Origin of the sequence: Candidatus Pelagibacter sp. (genome assembly GCF_052048095.1) — a bacterium.
Lineage (GTDB): Bacteria > Pseudomonadota > Alphaproteobacteria > Pelagibacterales > Pelagibacteraceae > Pelagibacter.
Window position 1 is genome coordinate 1,225,193 of sequence record NZ_JBNAKG010000001.1, and the last position, 21,511, is coordinate 1,246,703.

The following is a 21,511-nucleotide window of genomic DNA, read 5'->3' on the forward strand; positions in this document are numbered from 1 at the left end:
TTTAAATATACTTAGAACATGTCTCGTGTAAATAAGAATGTAATTCAACTAATTTTTCAAAATTTTTGTTATAACCACCTCCTAAAACACCACATAAAGGTATTCTTTGTGAAAAAAAATTTTCTACAACTATTTGATCTCTTGTTTTGACACCTTCGTCTGAAATTTTTAACTTTCCAAGACGATCATTGTAATGAATATCAACACCAGCTATATAAAATACAAAATCAAAAAAATATTGATTTAATTCGTTTAAACACTGCTTTAATTTTTCTAAATATATTTTGTCCTCAGTATTATCTTCGAGTTCAACATCATAATTACTTAAAGATTTTTTAGCAGGATAATTAGTCTTAGAATGCATACTAAAAGTAAAAACATGATTATCATTTTTGAAGATGTCTGCATTACCATTTCCTTGATGAACGTCTAAATCCACAATCAATATCTTGTTAGCTAATCCTCTTTCCAAAAGATATTTTGCAGCCACTGCTACATCATTAAAAACGCAATATCCCGCTCCTCCTTCAAAGTTAGCGTGATGACTTCCTCCAGCTGTGTTACATGAAATACCAGATTTAATAGCGAGTTTAGAAGCTAAAACAGTTCCACCAGTTGCTATAAATGATCTTTTCACAACACTATCTACTAAAGGAAATCCAATTTTTTTTTGGCTGTCTTTATCTAAAGTTTTATTTTTGATGTGATTAATATAAGTTTTAGAATGAGCTTTACTTAGTGTTTCGATTGAACAAGGAGTTGGTTTTATGAATTCTTTAACTATTTTTTTTTCTTTTAAGTGTTTTGCAAGTTCTGAAAATTTATTAATCGGAAATTTGTGATCGTCTCCAATTTTTGCAAAATAATCCTTATGATTAACTACAGGTAGACTCATTTATTTTTCAATAACTCTGATGGGTTTTCCATCTACGCAAGCCTCTAGTGCTTCAATCATTTGAGTATAAAAAATATGATAATTTTCAGCTGTTACGTATCCTATATGTGGAGTTAATAAAGCATTAGGTAAAAATCTAAGTTTATTATTTTCAGGTAACGGTTCTTTTTCATAAACATCTAAACCTGCACCCGCGATTACATTTGTAGACAATGCTATAATCAAATCATCTTCATTAACAATTGGGCCTCTTGAGGTATTAATTAAAAAAGAAGTTTTTTTCATCTGATCTAATTCTTTTAAGGTAATGCAATCTTTATATCTTTCTCCTCCTTGCACATGGATAGATAAAAAATCAGAATTTTTTATTAGATCTTCTTTGCTACATGGCAAAACATCGAGCTCTTTACACGTATCAAGATTAAGATTTTCACTCCAAGCCATAACTTGCATTCCAAATGCTTTTCCAATTTTTGCAACTTGAGATCCTACTCTTCCAAGTCCTATCAATCCTAAAATTTTATCTTTTAATTCAACACCCAGTGTTGTTTGCCAATATCCTTGGTACATATTATCTATTTCTTCTTTTAGATTTCTTGCAAGGCCTAAAATCAAAGCCCAAGTCAATTCAGGTGTTGGGTGAATGTTAATATCAGTACCACTCACAATTATATTTCTTTTTTTTGTAGCATCAAGATTGATGGATTTATTCCTAGTTCCGCTTGTAATTATAAACTTTAATTTTGATAAACTATTAATGAGATTTTCAGTCATTGGTGTTCTCTCTCTCATTATTAACAATGCTTCAAAATCTGAGAGTTGATTTATAACATCATCTTCATCAACGAATGGTTCGCTAAATATTTTAAACTCATACTTTCCAGATAATTTTTCTAAATCAACAAATTGTTGAGAAACATTTTGATAATCATCTAATATTGCAACTTTAAGCATTTTTAGTTTTTTTATTTGATAAAATTATTCCTGTAAAAATAAATATTGCACCAAGAATATGATAAAACATAAATTTTTCATCAAAAATAATCATGGCCATTATTGCACTCAATATTGGCATTAAATGAAGAAACACTCCTGATCTATTCGCACCTATCATAGATATACCTTTAATCCATAAAATAAATGAAGCAAGACCGGGAAATAAAACTACATAACTTAAAATCAAGATGAAAGGTTTTTCTATCTTAATTACATAACCTAATTGATACTCAATAAAATAAATAGGAATTAAAAAAATTAATCCAAAAGAAATTATTACTTGTAATAAACTTAACTGTGATATTTCATACTTTTGTTTTTTCAATAGCGAAGAATATAAAGCCCAAGAAAACATGGCTATCACCATCGTTAAATCACCCTTATTAAAATCTAACGTAAGTAAAATACTTAAATTTGCTTTAGTAATAATTAAAATTACTCCACAAAAAGAAAAGGCAACGCCTAAGATTTGAAAAATATTTGTCTTTTCAATCTTTAAAATTGATGAAATAAAAATTATCATTACTGGTATTGTTGAAATCATCAAAACACCACTAATAACTTGTGTAAAATTCAGTGAATAATAAACAATTGAATTAAAAATTGTAATACTTGTAATGCCAAGCACTATGAAAAGTTTAACATTACTAAATATATATTTCTTTTTATTAAAAATTTCTGGAAGCGTAAAAGGTGCAAGTATTAACCAGGCAAAAAACCATCTATAAAAATTTAATGAAAATGGTGGAACCTCATAAAAACTTGCAAATTTACCAACAATAAAATTACCCGCCCAAAAAGTAACTGTTAAAAAAAGAAATATGTAAGCAATATTTATGTTTTTGCCCACTTAACTAAATCGTGCTGAACTATATGGACTTAAATTTAAATTTGTGTTTTCTTCAGCAATCATTCCTGAGACGATCTTTCCAGATATTGGTCCCAATGTCCATCCTAAATGATGGTGTCCAAAACAATAAAAAACATTTTTATATTTTTTTGAAGGGCCCATTACAGGTAAAAAATCAGGTAACGTTGGTCTAAATCCTAACCATTCGTCTTCATGATCAGGCAAGTCACCAAACATATATTTTGCATTGTTAATTAAATTTTTAATTCTAGATTTTGATAATGAATTTTCTAATCCTCCAAACTCTACAGTTCCAACAACTCTTAATCCTTGTTCCATTGGAGTAACTCCAAAACCTCTATTTTGAAAGATTACAGGACGGCTTAATAAATGATCACAATTTTTAAAATGAACATGATAGCCTCTTTCTGTATCTAATGGAATTTTTTCACCAAGGTTATCTGTTAGTTTTTTTGAAAAAGCTCCACAAGCTATTACTGCTTTATCAAATATAAATCTTTGAGCCTCTGTTATAAAAATTGGTTTTTCGTTATCAAATTCAATATCTTTGATATTTACTTTATTAAATTTACCTCCCTTTTTAATAAAGAGATCAAAAAATTTCAGAAGAATTTTTTTTGGATTTCTTGCATGTCTGGCATATGGGTAAAAAACACCTGCGTGATAAAATGGTCTTATGTGAGGTTCAAGATCGTGTATTTCGTGCTTATTTACTAGTTGTTGTTCGACTCCTAATTCTTCTCTTACTTTTATCTCAAGTTCTCTACTTTTTAGATCTTTATCATTCCAAATATAAAGTATGCCCTTATTTTCTACTAACCCTTCTAGATCTTTGATTTCATCAAATATTTCATCATAAGCTGGAAGTGCTAAATCTAAAATTTGATGCATATTTTTTGCCGTATGCATCATTTTATTTTTTGATGTATTCATCAAAAATTTTAAAAACCATGGAATCATTTTTGGTACGTAATTCCATTTTAATGCCAAAGGTCCTGTCGAGCTCATTAACATGGCAGGTACATCTAAAAGAATATCTGTTCTATTTAAAGATAGTGATGCGTAGGGTGAAAAATGACCTGCATTCCCATATGATGCTGCAGGACTTCCTGGCTCATCTCTATCAAATATCGTTACATCAAATCCTTTTTTTTGCAAAAACAACGCGTTCGACACACCTTGTATTCCTGCTCCAACAATACCTACTTTTAACGGTTTATTCATACGATAAATATATATTTAAAATTTCTAATTCTCCGGCGACAAATTATACGTGAGACGTTTATGATATGTTTTGATTATGATTAATCTTTGCACTTAAAACTATTGAAAAACCAATCATAGTTGCAAGTAAAGATGATCCACCATATGACATTATAGGTAAAGGTGAACCAACTATAGGTAGTAATCCTAAGACCATCGACATATTTATAGAAACATATAAAAAAATTGCAAAAGCAAAACCAAAACAGAATAATCTCGAAAAGAAACTTCTAGAAATTAGGCCAGTATTAATAATTCTATAAATTATAATAACGTACAAAATCAATAACATCATTGATCCAATAAAACCAAACTCTTCAGAAAAAAGGGTGAATATAAAATCAGTGTGTTTTTCTGGTAAAAAATCCAAATAACTTTGAGTTCCCTTTAAGAAACCTTTGCCAGTTAATCCTCCAGAGCCCACAGCAATTTTAGATTGAATAATTTGATATCCAGAACCGAGCGGATCTCTATCAGGATCAATAAAAGTCAAAATTCTTAATTTTTGATATGGTTTTAAAAATGAAATTGCAAAAGGTAAAGAAATTAAAAATAAAATAAACGAATAGATAAAGTATTTAATTTTTAAACCTGACAACCATAAGATTATAAGACCTGACAAAGAAATAAGAATTGAAGTTCCTAAATCTGGTTGAGTAATTACAAGTATTGTTGGGATAACTATAATTGTTAGAGATATCAATATTGTTGAAAAATGATTAATCTTTTCAGTTCTTATTCTATGAAAATATTTTGCTAAACAAAGAATTACGGCTATCTTCATTAATTCTGATGGCTGAAGATTGAGGAAATATAAATTTATCCATCGTTTCGAACCAGAGGCTTGTATTCCATACAATGCGACCCAAATAAGTAATCCTAAAATTATAATATAAAATAAATAACTCCCAGCATGCCAAAATTTTATATTAATGAATGATAAAATTACCATCATTGGAAAAAATATTGAAAATTTTAAAAAGTGGCTTTTAGTATGAAATAAGATCTCACCACCATCTGTAGAATACATTGCAAATATACTCACAATTCCAAGCACTAAAATACTTAACAACAAAACATAATCATATTCTCTAAGTTTCTGGAAAAAAGTTTTCTCTTGTGTAAAATTATTTATCATTTCTATATATCTAAAAACTTGTTGTGTTTTGCTTCTTCTCTTAATTTGTGTCTATCTATAATCACTTTAAATAATTTTTTTGCAATTGGTGCTGCTGTTGTTCCACCTGATCCTCCGTGCTCTATGATTATACTTAAAGCGTATCGAGGATTTTTTGTTGGCCCATAAGCAACGTACAAAGCATGATCTCTTTGCTCATATGGAATCTCTGACGTCTTTAAATCAAGTTCTCTCTCTTCTTCTGTGATTCTTTTTACCTGAGCTGTGCCTGTCTTACCAGCAAATCGATATTTTAAATTATTAATTCTTGATGAGTATGAAGTTCCCATTACTTCGTTAGTAGAGCTATAAATAGAATCTTGAATAATTTTTATATTTTTTTGATTTTTAAATAATGGAGTAAACTTATCAAAATAATTATTATTCTCTTCTACTGTTATTTTTGGATAGATTTTATATCCACCGTTGGCAATTTGCGCTGTCATTAAACATAGTTGTATTGGTGTGGTTTGAATATAACCTTGTCCAATACCTGTAATCATTGTTTCTCCCAATAACCAGCCTCCTCCTAAAGCATTTTTTTTCCATTGGGTATTTGGAACCAATCCTTTCTTTTCATTTTGAAATAGATTATCAAAAACTCTCTCTCCTAAACCAAATTTTTTTGCTGTTTCGCTTAATCTATCAACCCCTAGTCTCCTTGCTATTTCATAAAAATAAATATCACATGATTGTTTCATCGCGTTTTTTAAACTTACAAATCCATGACCCTTGTCTTTCCAGCAGTGGTAGGTTTGTCCATACATTTCAACTTTTCCTTCACACTTTATTGTAAATTGTGGATTAACAATTCCATTCTCTAAAGCTGATAAGGCAACTATAGGTTTTATCGTTGAACCTGGGGAGTATTTGCCGCTGATCGTTTTGTTAACCAAAGGTTTTAGAGGATTATTTCTAATTAATTGCCAATCGTCTTCATTAATTCCAAATAAAAATAAATTAGGATCAAATGATGGGGAAGACTGCATTGCAATTATTTCTCCAGTGTAAATATCCATAACGCATATTGAACCAGCCCTCTCCTTAAGTAGTTCACTGCAATATTTTTGAATTTCAGTATCTAAAGTTAATCTTATATCTTTACCTTTAGATCCTTTTTGAAGTTCAATTTGATTAACTTTTTTTCCATATGCGTTCACCTCAAATCTTTGAATATCATTTACACCTAATAATTCTTTTTCAAACGCTTTCTCTAAACCTGTTTTGCCAACTCTTAGTCCTGGTACAAATTTTTCTTTTATATGTTCATTTTCAATTAAATCTTTTTCATTAGCTTGGCTTACATATCCTAAAACATGAGTAAAATTTTCTTTATGTGGATATATTCTTGTAATAGATAAAACTGATTTTACGCCTGTTAACTCATATAAATAATTGTTTACTCTTGAAAATTGTTCCCAGGATAAATTATCAGATACAACGATTGTATCCCATGGTTTTACTTCATTTTTCTTCTTTAGTAATTTTTGAAATTGTCTCTCTGACATATTCAAAATACTTTTAAGTCTTAAAGAAACATGTCTAAAATCTTCCACTTGTTCTGGTATTATATGGAGTTGATAAACTTCATTATTTCCAGCTATTGTTTTTCCAAAAAAATCTTTAAATTCTCCCCGTATGGGTGGAAGCTTTGATTCTCTTATTCTATTTTTATCGGAAAGTGTGAGATATTTATTTCTATCTTTTACCTGTAGCGAATATAATCTTGATGAGAGACCTAAAAAAACTATTACCTTAGCGGCAGTAACTATAAATAATCTCCTATTTATTAAGTTAACTTTTCTTACATTGTCACTAAGATTAAACATTTGATGAGCCTAAAAATTTTTCATAATAAATATTAAAAATAAAATAAAAAAAGAAAAATAATAAGAAAGTTGTAAAATTATTTACAAGTAAAAATCTGTAATCAATTGAAGTATCAAAATAAAACAACAATGATAAATAATTGATTGAATTTGTAACTGAAATTGTAATCAAAAAAAATAACCAATCCTTCATTATAGTTGGTCTTAATGTAATACTTCTAAAATAAGATGAAAAAACGCAAATTACCATGTAGCAAAAACTACTAAGACCAAGCGGCAAACCATTTACTGTATCATTAACAAGTCCAGCGATAAAAATTAAACCATAACCAAAGTAATCAATTGCTTTTAGTGTGCAGTAATAAATTAAAATATAAGCAAAATTGAATGATAAGAACGGGATACCAAAATAGTTTGCATCAAATTCGTTAAAAACTGAAATAAATAAAACTAATAATGGTAAAATTTTTAAAAAATTTTTAAAAAAAGTATTTTGTCTTAACTCAGTCATTGACCTTAATACCTCTTCTTAAAACACATTTTTTATATTCAGGAGTTCCAACTTTATAGCCTTTGGATATGATGGTTTTTTTCATACATTTTTGACCGAATTCTAAATTTAATTTTAAAAAATTTAATTCATCTTCATCTATTTTATGAGAACTAATTTTTTGTCGTTGCTCATTTATTGTTTTTTCAGATTGAAATAATTTTCTCTGTATTTGAGATAATTGATCTTTCAAATTTGAGTTTTCTGACTCTATTTGTGATCTTATTTGATCATTAATTTCTTTTTCTTTTATTAAAGCTTCTAATCTCTCATTTAATTGAACTGGACTTGGTCCTTTAAATAATATTCCTTCTTTCCATGAATTTTGATCTTCATTTAAAATCACTTCAGGTTCTTTTTTTTGTTCAACTTTTTGAAAAGAAGCGACAGATACATATTGTAGTTGTGAAAAATCACTGAAGAATTGAATTTTGATTTCATCTGAATTTTCTTTATCAAAATCAACCACTTTACCAATTGGAATACCACTTTTTATTAATCCACCTGTTCCAGAAGTATAAACAATAGATTCATTGCTAATTTTATCAAAATGAATTTTTTTTAAATAATTTACTTTTCCATAAATATCACTTGTACCTGAAGCAATAGCTTGTAGGTTTCCAGGTGAAATCGAAATTGGTATGTTTGAGTTTATATCTGAAAGCATTAATACTCTAGATGTTTTAAAGTTCACTTCAATTACTTTTCCAACTAGATAATTTTGATCTAAAACAACCATTCCAACTTTTATGCCATCTCTAGAACCTTTATTTATTACAAAAGATCTCAGATAAGGACTATTGTTATCAATTATTATTTTTGAAAATATAATCTCATTTGAAATTAGATAATCATCGAGTTGTTCTCTTAATTTTTGATTTTCAAATTCTAAAATTTTTAAAGATACATCTTTAGATTTAAAATCTGCTAATTCGTCTTGAAGCACCATTACCTTGGTATGAACTTGGAAGTGATGATTGAATTCGTTAATTAAATTACCTAATGCATTTTCTGGAGCCGACACTGCATAAGAAGTTCTATAGATAATCTCATTTATTCCAGACTGTATGTAAGAGATAACTTTAAAATTTTGCTTGGTTAAAAATAAAACAAATACTGATAATAATATTAAGGATAATAAAGAGAATTTTTGTTTAGTTTGTTTTTTTAAAAAAGCAGACCTTATTGCAATGACAAAATCATCTCTGCTTACACTCATTTTTCATTAATCCTAATACTCTGAAAGCATTGTAGAAAAAGTTTCTTCTTGTTCTAAAGCTTTTCCTGTTCCAATTGCAACACATGATAACGGATCATCTGCTATGTGCACAGGTAAACCAGTTTCTTTTGAAAATCTTTTATCAATATTCTTTAATAAAGATCCACCACCTGTTAAAGTTAAACCCATATCTACTAAATCTGCTGATAATTCAGGAGGTGTATTTTCTAACGCATCTTTAATGCCATTAACCATGTCTCTTAAAATTTCATTTAATGCTTCAGCTGTATCTTCCTCAGTAATGTTAACTTCTTTTGGAGTCCCAGACCTCAAATCTCTTCCCTTGACAGCATAAGTATTATTGTTTGATGGAATGGCAGTACCTATTTCTTTCTTTATCTTTTCAGCAGTACTATCTCCAATCATCAAATTATATTCTTTTCTCATATAATTTACCATTGCTGTATCCATAGCGTCGCCTGCTACTCTTAATGATTTAGAATATACTAGACCTCCTAAAGACATAACGGCAATCTCACTAGTTCCACCACCTATATCAACAACCATAGAACCTGTAGCTTCTGAAATTGGCAAACCTGCTCCTATTGCTGCTGCAATTGGTTCTTCAATTAATTGTACTCTTCTTGCTCCTGCAGCTAAGGCACTATCTTGAATGGCCTTACGTTCTACAGGTGTTGAGCCTGTTGGAACGCAAATTAAAATTCTTGGGTTTGCGAAAGTACTTCCTTTATGAACTTTTTTGATAAAATGTTTGATCATTTCTTCTGTCACTATGAAGTCCGCGATCACACCATCTCTAAGTGGTCTAATTGCACTTATGTTTCCTGGTGTTCTTCCAAGCATTGTTTTTGCTTCATCTCCAACAGCTAAAACGTTTTTCTTACCTGCTCCATTATCAACTATTGCAACAACCGATGGTTCATTCAACACAACTCCTTGGCCTTTAACCACAACTAAAGTATTCGCTGTACCTAAGTCAATAGCCATATCTTGGCTCCACATATCTTTTACTTTGCTAAAAAAACTCATCTAAATTCCTTTCACTTTTTTTTCTTCCTGATCCATTGGAGCAGTTTTTTCTCTTTTAATTATCATTTTATTTAATGCGCTAATATAAGCGTTTGCTGAAGCTACTAACGTATCAGTATCAGCAGCTTGACCAACTGTAGTTTTACCATTTTCTTCAATTCTAACACTCACTGTTGCTTGAGCGTCAGTACCTTCTGTCACTGCATGGACTTGGTACAATTGTAAATTTACATCATGTGGGTATAAGTTTTTAATACATTTAAAAATTGCATCAACAGGACCATCTCCTGTTTCTACTGCAGACTTTATTTCACCATTAACATCTAATGTCATTTCTGCTTTTTGTGGTTCACCTGTTCCAGCAAAAACTTTTAAAGATTTTAAAGAAACTGTATTTGATTTATTATCAACAATTAAGCTATCATCGACAAGAGCAATTATATCTTCATCATAAATATGCTTCTTTTTGTCTGCTAAAATTTTAAATTTCCCAAAAGCATTTTCAATTATATCATCTGTAATGTCGGCATAACCCAAACTTACCAATTTATCTTTAAATGCGTGTCGACCAGAATGCTTACCCATTACTAATGATGTTTGTTTTACTCCAACACTTTCTGGTGTCATAATTTCATAAGTGTTTCTATTCTTTAACATTCCATCTTGGTGAATGCCTGACTCATGTGCAAACGCATTTTTTCCAACTATTGCTTTATTATATTGAACTGGGAAACCAGTAACATTTGAAACAAGTTTTGAGGCTTTGCTTAACAACGTTGTGTTTATTCCAGTTTCATAAGGCATTAGATCATTTCTTGTTCTAATTGCCATAACAACTTCCTCTAAAGCAGCATTTCCGGCTCTTTCACCTATACCATTTATAGTACATTCAATTTGTCTTGCACCAGCTTGTACACCAGCTAAAGAATTTGCTACAGCCAAACCTAAATCATTGTGACAATGTGTAGATAAAATAGCTTTGTCAATATTAGGAACTTTATTTAACAAAGTTTGTATTATAGTTGTAAACTCTGAAGGCACCGTGTAACCAACCGTGTCTGGAATATTTATGGTTGTTGCACCACTGGCGATTGCAAGCTCAACTATTTTACACATATAATCCATATCAGTTCTAGTCCCGTCTTCACAAGACCATTCAACATCATCTGTTAAATTTCTTGCATATGATACATGCTCTTTAATTGAATCGTAAACTTGCTCAGGTGTTTTATTTAACTTGTGTTTCATGTGTAATGGACTCGTGGATATAAATGTATGAATTCTAAATCTTGGAGCATGTTTTAAAGCTTCATAACATCTATCAATATCTTTTTTTGAATGTCTTGATAAACCACATGGAATTGATTTTTTTAAGACTTTACTAATAGCTGTTACAGCTTCAAAATCTCCAGGTGATGCGATTGGAAAACCAGCTTCAATTATATCAATTCCCAATTCATCAAATACTCTTGCAATTTGAATTTTTTCCTCAAGACTCATTGATGCTCCAGGAGATTGTTCTCCGTCACGCATTGTAGTATCGAAAATTATTACTCTATTTTTGTCACTCATAACTAAAATATGAAGTGCACACAATACAATCTATAATAGAGATTGTAAATTATATTGTTAAGTTTAAGCTGTTATTTTAGCTTTTGTCGCTGTCTACAAGTTTCTTTTTACCAATCCAAGGCATCATAGCTCTTAGCTTAGTTCCAACTTGCTCAATTGAGTGATCAGCTAGATCTTTTCTAGTTTTTAGAAAGTTTTTTTGACCGCTTTTGCACTCATCCATCCATTGTTTTGTAAATTTTCCAGATTGGATATCAGCTAAAACTTCCTTCATTCTTTTCTTTGTTTCTTCTTTATTTACAATTCTCGGTCCCGAAACATATTCGCCATATTCAGCTGTATTAGAAATTGAGTAGTTCATGTTTGCTATTCCACCCTCATAAATTAAATCTACGATTAGTTTTACTTCATGCAGACACTCAAAATAAGCCATTTCTGGTTCATAACCAGCTTCAACTAAAGTTTCATAACCATTTTTAATTAATTCTACTAATCCACCACACAAAACTGTTTGTTCACCAAAAAGATCAGTTTCACACTCGTCTTTAAATGTTGTTTCAATTATTCCTGATCTTCCTCCTCCAATTGCTGAAGCATAAGATAATGCCAGATCTCTAGCTTTACCTGTTCCATCTTGATGAACAGCCATTAAACATGGAACACCCCCACCTCTTTCATATTCGCTTCTTACTAAATGACCAGGTCCTTTTGGTGCTACCATAAACACGTCTAGGTCTTTTCTTGCGTTGATTAAATTATAATGAATGTTTAAACCATGTGCGAAAGCTAAACTTGTACCTTCTCTTACTCTTTGCTCAATATGATTTTGATAGATAGTTGCCTGAAGTTCATCTGGTGTTAAAATCATACACACATCAGCCCAAGCAGCTGCATCAGACAAATTCATCACCTTTAATCCTTTAGACTCTGCTTTAGCTTTACTTGCCGATCCATCTCTTAGAGCTACCACAACTTCTTTAACTCCACTATCTTTTAAATTTAAAGCATGTGCATGTCCTTGGCTTCCATATCCAAATATTGCAACTTTTTTTTCCTTAATCAGGTTTACATCAGCATCTTTTTCATAAAACATTTTCATTATATTTCTCCTTTTAAAATTAATTAAAAACTTTATCGCCTCTAGTCATTGCTACTGCTCCAGTCCTAGAAGCGCTAATCAATCCTAACGGTTTAAGTTTTATGCTCATTTTGTCTATTTCTCTTCTCAAGGCTGTAATTTGAATTACAGCAGAATTTTTTGTTTTATCTAATATTACTGGATTAAACTTTTTACAAGCATTTAAACACTTATCTATCTTATTTTTTTTAGCCACTATCTTAAATAAAGCCATTTCTTTAAAAATAACTGACTTATTCTCTCTTTTAAAATCTGCAACTTTATGTACAGGGACTAATTTTTTTAATTGTAGTTTTATTTGATCAATTACTTGGGGTGTTCCAGTTGTAACAATTGTTATTCTTGAAATGTTTTTCTTTGAATCAATTTCCGCTACAGCTAAAGACTCAATGTTGTAGCCTCTACCTGAGAACAGCCCTACAACTCTGGCCAAAACTCCTGCTTCATTATCTACCCAAACTACAATAATATGAGTATCAAGTTTTTCTTTTTTTGTTGCAATACTATAAGCTGATTTTGATTTTGGCATTTAAACTAAAGCTTTACCTTTTCCAGTAATTTTATTTTCCTCTTGTTCATTTGGTCCTAAAATCATTTGATTATGAGGTTTTCCTGAAGGTATCATTGGAAAACAGTTTTCATTAGGATCAACATGGCAATCAAAAATCACAGGCCCATCAAAATCTAACATTTCTTGAATTTTTTCATCTAATTCGTCAGGTGTTTCTGCTTTAATTCCTTTGCAACCATAAGCTTCGGCCATTTTCATAAAATCAGGTAATGCTTCTGAATAACTTTCTGAATAATTTTTTTCATGTAGTAGTTCCTGCCATTGTCTTACCATTCCCATATACTGGTTATTTAAAATAAATATTTTAATTGGCAAATTATACTGGATTGCTGTTGACATCTCTTGCATTGTCATAAGTACAGATGCCTCTCCAGCAATATCTACAACTAATTTTTTTGGATGTGCAATTTGAACACCCACTGCAGCTGGCAAACCATAACCCATCGTACCTAGGCCACCAGAAGTCATCCATCTATTAGGCTTATTAAACTTATAATGCTGAGCTGCCCACATTTGATGCTGGCCAACTTCTGTAGTAATAAAAGTATCTTGATTTTTTGTTAGTTCATAAAGCCTTTGAACAGCATGTTGTGGTTTAATTGATTGATTGCTATTTATAAAATTAAGAGAATTTTTCTCTCTCCATTTTTGAATTTGTTCCCACCATTTAGATATTTTTTGTTTATTTGATTTATTTAAGTTTAATTTTTTCTTATTAATTGTTTTAATAACTTTTGAAATAACATCACCCACGTCCCCAACTAGTGCTAAATCAACTTTTATTATTTTATTAATTGAAGAAGGATCAATATCAATATGAACTTTTTTTGAATTCGGGGAAAATTCATCGATCTTTCCTGTTATTCTATCATCAAATCTTGCTCCAATATTAATTAGTAAATCACAATCATGCATCGCATTATTTGCTTCATAAGTACCATGCATACCAAGCATGCCTAAAAATTGATTATCGTCACCTGGGTAAGCACCCAATCCCTGTAATGTTGAAGTAATAGGAAAACCTGTTAGATCTACTAATTCTCTTAGTGCATCACTTGCTTTAGGTCCTGAATTAATCACACCACCACCAGAATAAATTATTGGCTTCTTAGCCTTAGTCATCATTTCTATCAATTCATCTACTTCTTCTTGAGTGAATTGATTTAAAGAAGAACCATTTAATTTCTTTTCAACTTTTGGTTTTGAATATTTTGATTTTGCAAATTGAATATCTTTTGGAATATCAACAAGTACTGGACCAGGTCTTCCAGTAGTTGCTACTCTAAAAGCTTCATGAAGTATTTTTGATAAATCTTTTATATCTTTAACTAACCAATTATGTTTGGTGCAAGGTCTAGTTATGCCTGTTGTATCACATTCTTGAAACGCATCAGTTCCAATTAAATGAGTTGGTACTTGACCTGATATACATACTAAAGGAACAGAGTCCATATAAGCATCTGTTAATGCTGTTACTACGTTAGTAGCGCCTGGACCAGAAGTAACTAAGACAACTCCTGGTTTACCTGAAGATCTGGCATAACCTTCTGCAGCATGTCCAGCACCTTGCTCATGTCTAACCAAAATATGTTTAATAGAGTCATGATTTTTTAACTCATCATAAATTGGTAGAACAGCACCACCAGGATAACCAAAAATAAATTCTACTTCTTGGTCTTCCAAACACTTGAATACGATTTCAGCACCAGTTAATAATTTTGACATTTGTGCAATCTAGCTGAAGTTGTGCTAATTGGTCAAGAATAAGAATGAAAAATTTAAATTTTTTTTAAGAACGATCCAATGTCTTTTGGGTGAATTCTTTTCCAGTCAGACATATGTCCTCTGCTCCATGTAACTTGTCTTTTTGCATATTGTCTTGTCTTTATTGATATTTTTTCAATTAATTGAGTGTTATCTAATTTTTTCTCCAAATAATCAGATATTTCCTTTATGCCGATAGCTCTTGTAGCTGGTTTATCTCTTTTAATTTTGAGTTTAAGAAAGTTTTTTACTTCTTTAATTGCTCCACTTTTAATCATTTTTTTTGATCTTGTGCTAATTTTTTTAATCAAATCTTCTCTTGGATAATCCAAATAAATCTTAATAAAATCTTCTTTATCAAAATATGTTTTAGTTTGCCTATACCAATCATTTAATGATTTTTTTGTAAAAAATTTTACTTCATAAGCTCTTATTGATCTTTGGACATCGCTTGAATTAATTGAAGATTTCATTTTTGGATCAAGGTTTATTAATTTTTTAAAAAATTTGTCCTGTCCTAAATTTTTATTTAATAATCTTATCTCATTTCTAATTCTTAAAGGTACATTTGGGATTTTAACCAGTCCATCTGTGAGAGATTTAAAATATAAGCCTGTGCCTCCAACTAATATTGGTATTTTATTTCTTCTTTTGATTTCAATTATCTTTTTTTTTGCTAATTTTAACCATTCTCCAACAGAAAAATTTTTTTTTGCATTTTGAAATCCATAAAGATGATGTTTAATTTTTTGATAATCTTTCTTTTGAGGTCTTGCAGATAAAATTTGTAATTCCCTATAAATCTGCATGCTGTCAGCATTAATGATTTCTCCATTAATTTTTTTTGCTAATTTAATTGCAAATTCTGATTTTCCTGAAGCTGTTGGTCCTGAGATTAAAATTATCTTAGAACTAACATTCATTCTTAATCTAATTTAACACCTATATATCTTCTTTGATTTTCAGTATTATAAATTGCCAATAGGATAGTTTTTTGATTAGACCTTAAAACTTGTGCTACCACTTGCTTTAAATCACCTATTGTTTTAATTTTTCTTTTTTGAGCTTCAATAATAATACTATTTACTCTAATTGATTTTATTAATGGGCTATCATTTTCAATTTTAGTTATAATTAAACCCGTCGTATCTTTGGGAAGATTTCTAGCTTCTATATCTTCATCAGTAATTTTTTTTACTGTGATCTTAAGGTCTTCAATTTCAGTATTTTTTAGTTGAGATTTTTTTGTTATCTTGAAATCTTCTGAAGTTTCTAGTCTTCCTAATTTTACTTTTTTTGAAATTTCTTTTTTATTTCTCCAAATCTTAACTTCTACATTTTTTCCAACCTCAGTTTGAGCCACTATTATTGGAAGTTGTTTCATTTCCTTAATTTCTTTTCCATTAAACTCTAAAATAATATCTCCAGCTTTAATCCCGGCTTTAGCTGATGGACTATCTTCTGCTACACTAGCCACTAGTGCGCCTCTTGGTTTATCTAATTCTTCAATTTCGGCGATCTCTTTAGTGACATCTTGTATTCTTACTCCAAGCCATCCTCTTTTTGTCTCACCAAATTTAATTAATTGGTCTATTACTACTTCTGCACTATTTGATGGAATTGAAAAACCAATACCAATCGAACCACTTCTACCTAAAATAGCTGTATTAATTCCAATTACATCTCCATCCATATTAAACAAAGGTCCTCCTGAATTTCCTGAATTAATAGAAGCATCTGTTTGGATGTAATCCTCGTATCTTGATAGACCAATAGATCTATTTCTTGCAGAAATTATTCCAGCTGTAACTGTTCCTCCCAGACCAAATGGATTTCCTATTGCAATAACCCAATCACCAATTCTTGCTTTATCAGAGTCACCAAATTTAACAGGAGTGAATGTTTCTTTTGTATCTAATTGTAAGACAGCAATGTCAGAGAGAGGGTCCGTGCCAATCACATTAGCTTTAAACTCTTTGTCACCGTCTACTCTTACTATTATATCATCTGCATCTTGAATTACATGATTGTTTGTTACAACTATTCCCTTTTTATCTATGATGAAACCAGAACCTAATGCACTAGATTTTCTCTCTTGTGGAGCTCCAAATTCTTTAAACATATCTTCAAAGGGAGATCCTGGAGGAAACTGAAAAGGAAATGGATTTTGATTTGAAACTACCGTTGTAGTTGTTGAAATATTTACGACTGAAGGCATTAATCTCTCTGCTAAATCTGCAAAAGATGCAGGAACAGAATTTGAATTTGAGGTTGTAAAAAATGCTAAAGTTAATACCAAGCTGATTATAAATGTTTTAAGTAATTTCATATTAATTTTTTAAAATGTAAATAATTGCAAAACCCAAAATCGCAAATATTAATCCTCCTGTTCTAAGTTGTCTATTATCTATGACTTCTAATTTTTTTAACATACTTTTCATTTTTGATGGAAATAAGGCATATAATAGACCTTCAATAAATAAAAAAAGTCCAAAAGCTATTACTAGCTCATTCATTTTATGATTATTGTTGCTGAGTTTTTGGTTTTATATTTCCAAAAAATTTAAAAAACTCACTGTCAGGTGACAAGATTAAAGATGTTTCACCACCAATTAAAGCTTTTTCATAAGCTTGCATGGCTCTATAGAATGCAAAAAATTCAGGATCTTGTCCAAAGGCATCAGCAAAAATTTTATTTCTTTGACCATCACCTTCCCCTTTCATAATCTGGGATTGTTTTTCTGCATCAGCAAGTATTACCGTTACTTCTTTATCTGCAGTTGACGTAATAGTTACAGCCATCTCTGCACCCTTCGCTCTAAACTCTTTTGCTTCTCTCTCCCTTTCAGTCTGCATTCTTCTAAAAATTGCATCACTATTTGCTTGAGGAAGATCTGCTCTTTTGATTCTTACATCATTAATTTTAATACCAAAATTCTGAGCTTCATTATTAACTCCTTCTTGAATTAAAGCCATCTGTTTAGATCTATCTTCAGATAATAAAGTTTGAAGTTCTTGTTGACCTAAAACATTTCTAATTCTTGAATTTAAAATTGTAGCTAATCTTGATCTTGCAACTCTTTCATTTCCAACAGAAATATAAAATTTCAAAGGATCAACTATTTGAAATCTTGCAAATGCATCAACTATTAATCTTTTTTGGTCTGATGCAATCACTTCCTCTGGAGGTGTATCTAAATTTAAGATTCTTTTATCTAAATAAACAACATTTTGAATAAAAGGTAATTTAAAATTAAGACCTGGTTTAGAAATAATTCTTTTCGGGTCACCAAACTGAAGGACGATTGCTTGGTTAGTCTCTTTAACAATGAATATAGAGAAAAATGCTAAAATCCCTAATGCTAAAATTATTCCACCAAAAATTTTAATTGTTTTCATTTAATTCGTCGCTTTCTTTTTTAATTCAGGCAGTGGTAAGTATGGTACAACACCTGATCCTGCATTATTTTCTATAATAACTTTATCTATGTCTGCTAAAACTTTTTCCATTGTTTCTAAATACATTCTTTCTTGAGTAACAGCTTTTGCATTTTTGTATTCATTATAGATTGATAAAAATCTACTTGCGTCACCTTCTGCTTTTGCAACTACTTCTTTTTTATAAGCCTCAGCTGCTTGTAAGATTTTTGCCGCTTCCCCACGAGCCCTTGGAATAACGTCGTTTGCGTAAGCCTCAGCTTCATTTTTAGATCTTTCCATATCAGCTCTTGCTGCTTGAACATCTCTGAATGCATCAATTACTTGATCAGGTGGATCTGCTTTTTGCGTTTGCACTTGAGTAATCTGAATACCACTATTGTATTCGTCTAAAATGTTTTGAATAATTTCTTGAGTTTCTGTTTCTGTAATTGATCTACCTTCTGTCAAGATTGGTTGAATATCAGACCTTGCAATTACTTCTCTCATCGCAGTTTCTGCAGCAGCTTTTACAGTTCCCTCAGGATCTTGAATTTTAAATAAAAAATTACCAGCGTCTTTAATTACCCAGAATACAGAAAAATCAATATTTACAATATTTTCATCTCCAGTTAGCATTAAACTTTCTTGAGGAACATCGGCTACTCCTCCACTAGCAGAAAAACCACTTTCTCTCTCTGATCTAAAGCCAATGTCTATTCTATTTACTTTAGTTACTTTTGGCGTGATTACAGACTCTACTGGAAAAGGAATGTGATAATTTAATCCTGGTTGTGTTGTTTTAACAAATTTTCCAAATCTTAAAACAACTCCTTGTTCATCAGGCAATACTCTATAGAGACCACTTGCTAACCAAACTAAACCCAAAATCAATAAAACTAACACAGCTTGTTTTCCGCTTGAACCTGATCCGCCAGGTAAAAATTTTTTAATCTTGTCTTGAAACTCTTTTATAATTTGATCAACATCTGGTGGAGTTGGACCTCTTCTAGAACCATTTCCATTTCCACTACCACCTGGAGGTGATCCCCATGGGCTTCCGCCTCTTTGTTGAAAATTATCAGACATGCATTATCTATATAGTGTCTTAAATACTAAAAACAAGATAAGAAGATTAATTATGTCTGATAAAAAAACAGAACTAAGTGCCGCAATGAAAAGCAAAATGGAGCCTAAAGTATTTAAAAAAAACCCAATTTTAGGAACAAAGTTTACAATAGCAGTCTCTAGCGCGAAAGGTGGTGTAGGAAAATCAACTTTTGCTACTAATTTAGCTTTAGCTTTAAAAAAAGTAGGTTGCAAAGTTGGCTTATTAGATGCCGACATCTATGGACCATCGATTCCTAAAATGTTTGATATAAACGAAAAACCTAAAAGTGATGGTCAAAAACTCGAGCCTATAAATAAATATGACATTCAGTGTATGTCCATTGGTTTTTTAGCAGACCAACAAACTCCAATGATTTGGAGAGGGCCTATGGTAACAAGTGCAATAAAAACTTTTACTCAAAAAGTTAATTGGAAAAATTTGGATTTTATTATCGTTGATATGCCTCCTGGAACTGGTGATACTCAACTTACATTTTCTCAAGAAATACAAATGGATGGAGCTATAATTGTTTCTACACCTCAAGAAGTGGCTTTGCTGGATGTTAAAAGAGGAATAAAGATGTTTGATAAATTAGGGGTAAAAATCTTAGGACTAGTTGACAATATGAGTCACTTTATTGGTGATGATGGAAAAAAATATTCTATTTTTGGAGAAGGTGGAGTTAAAAGAACAGCGGATGAGTTTAACAAAGAGTTTTTAGGAGAAATTCCAATTAACCCTGATGTTGGAAAGTTTGGTGATCAAGGAAAACCAATAGTAGAGCAAAATGAAGAGCATGAAATATCTAAAATTTTTTTAAATTTTGCAGATAAAATTAAATCAACTTATCTTTAAGGTCAAAAGCTTCCATTAATTCATTCCATTCTCTTTTTGAAAGTCCTGAATCTTCTATAGAAGCTTTTTCACCTTTAATAAGCTTTTGAATGACTGCTTTTCCTTTTGAAGAAACTTCAGTTCCACCAACTCTATAATCCATAAAAGCGTCATAAGTAATAGGCACCCACTTTTTTAGAGTGTCTAACATTATATCTGCATAAACTCTTATTTCATATTGTGCATGATGATCAGCTCTAAGTCTTAAAAAATTCATTAAATTAAGCAAATCTGTTTTCCAGTACCACTGCGTATAAGTATTTAATGTTAAATTCATTCTTGCTAATTCTCTTGCAAGGCCTTTTTGATTTTCATCGATTGTTGATCCATCATATCTCTCGTTAAGCATTGTTTCGTAATTATCATAAGTTCTTTCAGCATCATTTTTTAATAATTCTAAAACTTTTTGCGCCTGTTCTCCTTCAAGTACTTCTCCACGACCTTGTCTATTATTAGTAGATTGAGCAGCTAAATTTTCTGGAGTTGGTAAATAAAATTCTTTATCAAGTATAGAGTATCTCGCAGAGTATTCATTTACATTAGCAGTTCGGTGCCTAATCCATTGTCTCGCTATGAAGATTGGAAGTTTAATATGATATTTTATTTCACACATTTCAAATGGTGTACTATGCCAATGTCTCATTAAATATTTTATTAAACCTTGATCTGTAGATACTTGCTTAGTGCCTTTCCCGTATGAAACTCTAGCTGATTGTACAATTGAAGTATCATCACCCATATAATCAATCACTCTTACAAAGCCATGATCTAAAGCTGGTAAAGCTTCATATAATATTTTTTCTAATTCTGGAGCTGTAACTCTTTTTGTTTGATTACTTTGATTTTGTTGATTTTTTATTTCTGCTATTTGCTCTGAAGTTAATTTCATGATTGTTATTGAATCTGTTTAATTTCCTTTTATATTAATAATGTTGGTTTTCCAACTATGACGATAAACGAATTTCGTAATAACCATTGCGGACGTGGGGGCAGTACCCACCACCTCCACCATTTACAACTTATGGGGGTGAACCAGAATCGACGGATGACTAAAAGTTGTTCTTTCGTTCGGCATTGCTCCACCGTAACGGGCTAATTTATAATTGCTAACGAAAGTTATGCACTTGCTGCTTAATTAACTTGTTAATTAAGTAAACGGGGTTTGGGGCACCTGGCAACAGAACGCCCCTTTAA

General features: G+C 30.8%; 20 protein-coding genes and 1 other RNA gene. 2 read left to right on the plus strand and 19 right to left on the minus strand.

Annotated features, from left to right (window positions below; translation table 11 throughout):
* Window position 1: 1 nt before the first annotated feature.
* The 18 genes from ACTT9P_RS06530 to hflK form a co-directional block, all read right to left on the minus strand.
* The gene (locus ACTT9P_RS06530) at window positions 2-895 is read right to left on the minus strand and encodes a histone deacetylase family protein (RefSeq protein WP_440909886.1); all 894 of its coding nucleotides are present in this window, start codon (window positions 893-895) and stop codon (window positions 2-4) included.
* Entirely contained in the window at window positions 896-1,849 is a 954-nt protein-coding gene (locus tag ACTT9P_RS06535) for a D-2-hydroxyacid dehydrogenase family protein (protein WP_440909887.1), read from the minus strand.
* Window positions 1,842-2,741, minus strand: coding sequence for a DMT family transporter (locus ACTT9P_RS06540; RefSeq protein WP_440909888.1), 900 nt, complete (start codon window positions 2,739-2,741; stop codon window positions 1,842-1,844). The genes ACTT9P_RS06535 and ACTT9P_RS06540 overlap by 8 nt, the downstream gene beginning before the upstream one ends.
* On the minus strand, window positions 2,742-3,986 hold the full coding sequence (locus ACTT9P_RS06545; protein ID WP_440909889.1) for an NAD(P)/FAD-dependent oxidoreductase: 1,245 nt from the start codon (window positions 3,984-3,986) through the stop codon (window positions 2,742-2,744).
* 58 nt (window positions 3,987-4,044) lie between these two features.
* Window positions 4,045-5,163, minus strand: a complete 1,119-nt coding sequence (rodA, locus tag ACTT9P_RS06550; protein WP_440909890.1) for a rod shape-determining protein RodA — start codon at window positions 5,161-5,163, stop codon at window positions 4,045-4,047.
* A 2-nt stretch (window positions 5,164-5,165) separates the two neighbouring features.
* On the minus strand, window positions 5,166-7,031 hold the full coding sequence (gene mrdA, locus ACTT9P_RS06555) for a penicillin-binding protein 2 (RefSeq protein WP_440909891.1): 1,866 nt from the start codon (window positions 7,029-7,031) through the stop codon (window positions 5,166-5,168).
* Window positions 7,024-7,542, minus strand: a complete 519-nt coding sequence (locus ACTT9P_RS06560) for a rod shape-determining protein MreD (protein ID WP_440909892.1) — start codon at window positions 7,540-7,542, stop codon at window positions 7,024-7,026. The genes mrdA and ACTT9P_RS06560 overlap by 8 nt, the downstream gene beginning before the upstream one ends.
* On the minus strand, window positions 7,535-8,800 hold the full coding sequence (gene mreC, locus ACTT9P_RS06565) for a rod shape-determining protein MreC (protein WP_440909893.1): 1,266 nt from the start codon (window positions 8,798-8,800) through the stop codon (window positions 7,535-7,537). Before mreC ends, ACTT9P_RS06560 begins: the two co-directional genes overlap by 8 nt.
* A gap of 12 nt (window positions 8,801-8,812) precedes the next feature.
* Window positions 8,813-9,850: a rod shape-determining protein gene (locus ACTT9P_RS06570; protein ID WP_440909894.1), complete on the minus strand. Its 1,038-nt coding sequence runs from the start codon at window positions 9,848-9,850 to the stop codon at window positions 8,813-8,815.
* The gene (locus ACTT9P_RS06575; RefSeq protein WP_440909895.1) at window positions 9,851-11,422 is read right to left on the minus strand and encodes a 2-isopropylmalate synthase; all 1,572 of its coding nucleotides are present in this window, start codon (window positions 11,420-11,422) and stop codon (window positions 9,851-9,853) included.
* A 76-nt stretch (window positions 11,423-11,498) separates the two neighbouring features.
* Complete coding sequence (ilvC, locus tag ACTT9P_RS06580; RefSeq protein ID WP_440909896.1) at window positions 11,499-12,521, minus strand: ketol-acid reductoisomerase; 1,023 nt, start codon at window positions 12,519-12,521, stop codon at window positions 11,499-11,501.
* A gap of 19 nt (window positions 12,522-12,540) precedes the next feature.
* The gene (ilvN, locus tag ACTT9P_RS06585; protein ID WP_440909897.1) at window positions 12,541-13,089 is read right to left on the minus strand and encodes an acetolactate synthase small subunit; all 549 of its coding nucleotides are present in this window, start codon (window positions 13,087-13,089) and stop codon (window positions 12,541-12,543) included.
* Window positions 13,090-14,856 (minus strand): acetolactate synthase 3 large subunit, encoded by a 1,767-nt coding sequence (locus ACTT9P_RS06590; RefSeq protein WP_440909898.1) that lies wholly within the window; start codon window positions 14,854-14,856, stop codon window positions 13,090-13,092.
* 53 nt (window positions 14,857-14,909) lie between these two features.
* Window positions 14,910-15,818 (minus strand): tRNA (adenosine(37)-N6)-dimethylallyltransferase MiaA, encoded by a 909-nt coding sequence (gene miaA / locus ACTT9P_RS06595; RefSeq protein WP_440909899.1) that lies wholly within the window; start codon window positions 15,816-15,818, stop codon window positions 14,910-14,912.
* 2 nt (window positions 15,819-15,820) lie between these two features.
* Complete coding sequence (locus tag ACTT9P_RS06600; protein ID WP_440909900.1) at window positions 15,821-17,224, minus strand: Do family serine endopeptidase; 1,404 nt, start codon at window positions 17,222-17,224, stop codon at window positions 15,821-15,823.
* A gap of 1 nt (window position 17,225) precedes the next feature.
* Window positions 17,226-17,411: a DUF2065 domain-containing protein gene (locus tag ACTT9P_RS06605; RefSeq protein ID WP_440909901.1), complete on the minus strand. Its 186-nt coding sequence runs from the start codon at window positions 17,409-17,411 to the stop codon at window positions 17,226-17,228.
* A gap of 7 nt (window positions 17,412-17,418) precedes the next feature.
* Entirely contained in the window at window positions 17,419-18,294 is an 876-nt protein-coding gene (hflC, locus tag ACTT9P_RS06610; protein ID WP_440909902.1) for a protease modulator HflC, read from the minus strand.
* A complete protein-coding gene (gene hflK, locus ACTT9P_RS06615) occupies window positions 18,295-19,401 on the minus strand; it encodes an FtsH protease activity modulator HflK (protein ID WP_440909903.1) in 1,107 nt (368 codons plus the stop codon).
* 52 nt (window positions 19,402-19,453) lie between these two features.
* On the opposite strand from hflK, the gene ACTT9P_RS06620 reads away from it, so the two are divergent.
* Window positions 19,454-20,278 carry an Mrp/NBP35 family ATP-binding protein gene (locus ACTT9P_RS06620; protein WP_440909904.1) on the plus strand — a complete coding sequence of 275 codons (825 nt, stop codon included), beginning with the start codon at window positions 19,454-19,456 and terminating at the stop codon, window positions 20,276-20,278.
* Here the strand turns inward: ACTT9P_RS06620 and thyX are convergent.
* Complete coding sequence (thyX, locus tag ACTT9P_RS06625; protein WP_440909905.1) at window positions 20,259-21,206, minus strand: FAD-dependent thymidylate synthase; 948 nt, start codon at window positions 21,204-21,206, stop codon at window positions 20,259-20,261. The genes ACTT9P_RS06620 and thyX overlap by 20 nt on opposite strands.
* A gap of 4 nt (window positions 21,207-21,210) precedes the next feature.
* Here thyX and ssrA point away from each other — a divergent pair.
* Window positions 21,211-21,509: a transfer-messenger RNA gene (ssrA, locus tag ACTT9P_RS06630) on the plus strand.
* The last annotated feature ends 2 nt before the right edge of the window (window positions 21,510-21,511 follow it).

Excerpts from the sequence above, each read along its gene's own strand:
- ACTT9P_RS06575 (WP_440909895.1), bottom strand. The coding sequence starts at position 11,422 with ATGAGTGACAAAAATAGAGTAATAATTTTCGATACTACAATGCGTGAC.
- ACTT9P_RS06530 (WP_440909886.1), bottom strand. The coding sequence starts at position 895 with ATGAGTCTACCTGTAGTTAATCATAAGGATTATTTTGCAAAAATTGGA.
- rodA (WP_440909890.1), bottom strand. The coding sequence starts at position 5,163 with ATGATAAATAATTTTACACAAGAGAAAACTTTTTTCCAGAAACTTAGA.
- ilvC (WP_440909896.1), bottom strand. The coding sequence starts at position 12,521 with ATGAAAATGTTTTATGAAAAAGATGCTGATGTAAACCTGATTAAGGAA.
- ACTT9P_RS06600 (WP_440909900.1), bottom strand. The coding sequence starts at position 17,224 with ATGAAATTACTTAAAACATTTATAATCAGCTTGGTATTAACTTTAGCA.
- ACTT9P_RS06590 (WP_440909898.1), bottom strand. The coding sequence starts at position 14,856 with ATGTCAAAATTATTAACTGGTGCTGAAATCGTATTCAAGTGTTTGGAA.
- mrdA (WP_440909891.1), bottom strand. The coding sequence starts at position 7,031 with ATGTTTAATCTTAGTGACAATGTAAGAAAAGTTAACTTAATAAATAGG.
- ACTT9P_RS06570 (WP_440909894.1), bottom strand. The coding sequence starts at position 9,850 with ATGAGTTTTTTTAGCAAAGTAAAAGATATGTGGAGCCAAGATATGGCT.
- thyX (WP_440909905.1), bottom strand. The coding sequence starts at position 21,206 with ATGAAATTAACTTCAGAGCAAATAGCAGAAATAAAAAATCAACAAAAT.
- miaA (WP_440909899.1), bottom strand. The coding sequence starts at position 15,818 with ATGAATGTTAGTTCTAAGATAATTTTAATCTCAGGACCAACAGCTTCA.
- ilvN (WP_440909897.1), bottom strand. The coding sequence starts at position 13,089 with ATGCCAAAATCAAAATCAGCTTATAGTATTGCAACAAAAAAAGAAAAA.
- ACTT9P_RS06545 (WP_440909889.1), bottom strand. The coding sequence starts at position 3,986 with ATGAATAAACCGTTAAAAGTAGGTATTGTTGGAGCAGGAATACAAGGT.
- ACTT9P_RS06605 (WP_440909901.1), bottom strand. The coding sequence starts at position 17,411 with ATGAATGAGCTAGTAATAGCTTTTGGACTTTTTTTATTTATTGAAGGT.
- hflK (WP_440909903.1), bottom strand. The coding sequence starts at position 19,401 with ATGTCTGATAATTTTCAACAAAGAGGCGGAAGCCCATGGGGATCACCT.
- ACTT9P_RS06560 (WP_440909892.1), bottom strand. The coding sequence starts at position 7,542 with ATGACTGAGTTAAGACAAAATACTTTTTTTAAAAATTTTTTAAAAATT.
- mreC (WP_440909893.1), bottom strand. The coding sequence starts at position 8,800 with ATGAGTGTAAGCAGAGATGATTTTGTCATTGCAATAAGGTCTGCTTTT.
- ACTT9P_RS06535 (WP_440909887.1), bottom strand. The coding sequence starts at position 1,849 with ATGCTTAAAGTTGCAATATTAGATGATTATCAAAATGTTTCTCAACAA.
- hflC (WP_440909902.1), bottom strand. The coding sequence starts at position 18,294 with ATGAAAACAATTAAAATTTTTGGTGGAATAATTTTAGCATTAGGGATT.
- ACTT9P_RS06620 (WP_440909904.1), top strand. The coding sequence starts at position 19,454 with ATGTCTGATAAAAAAACAGAACTAAGTGCCGCAATGAAAAGCAAAATG.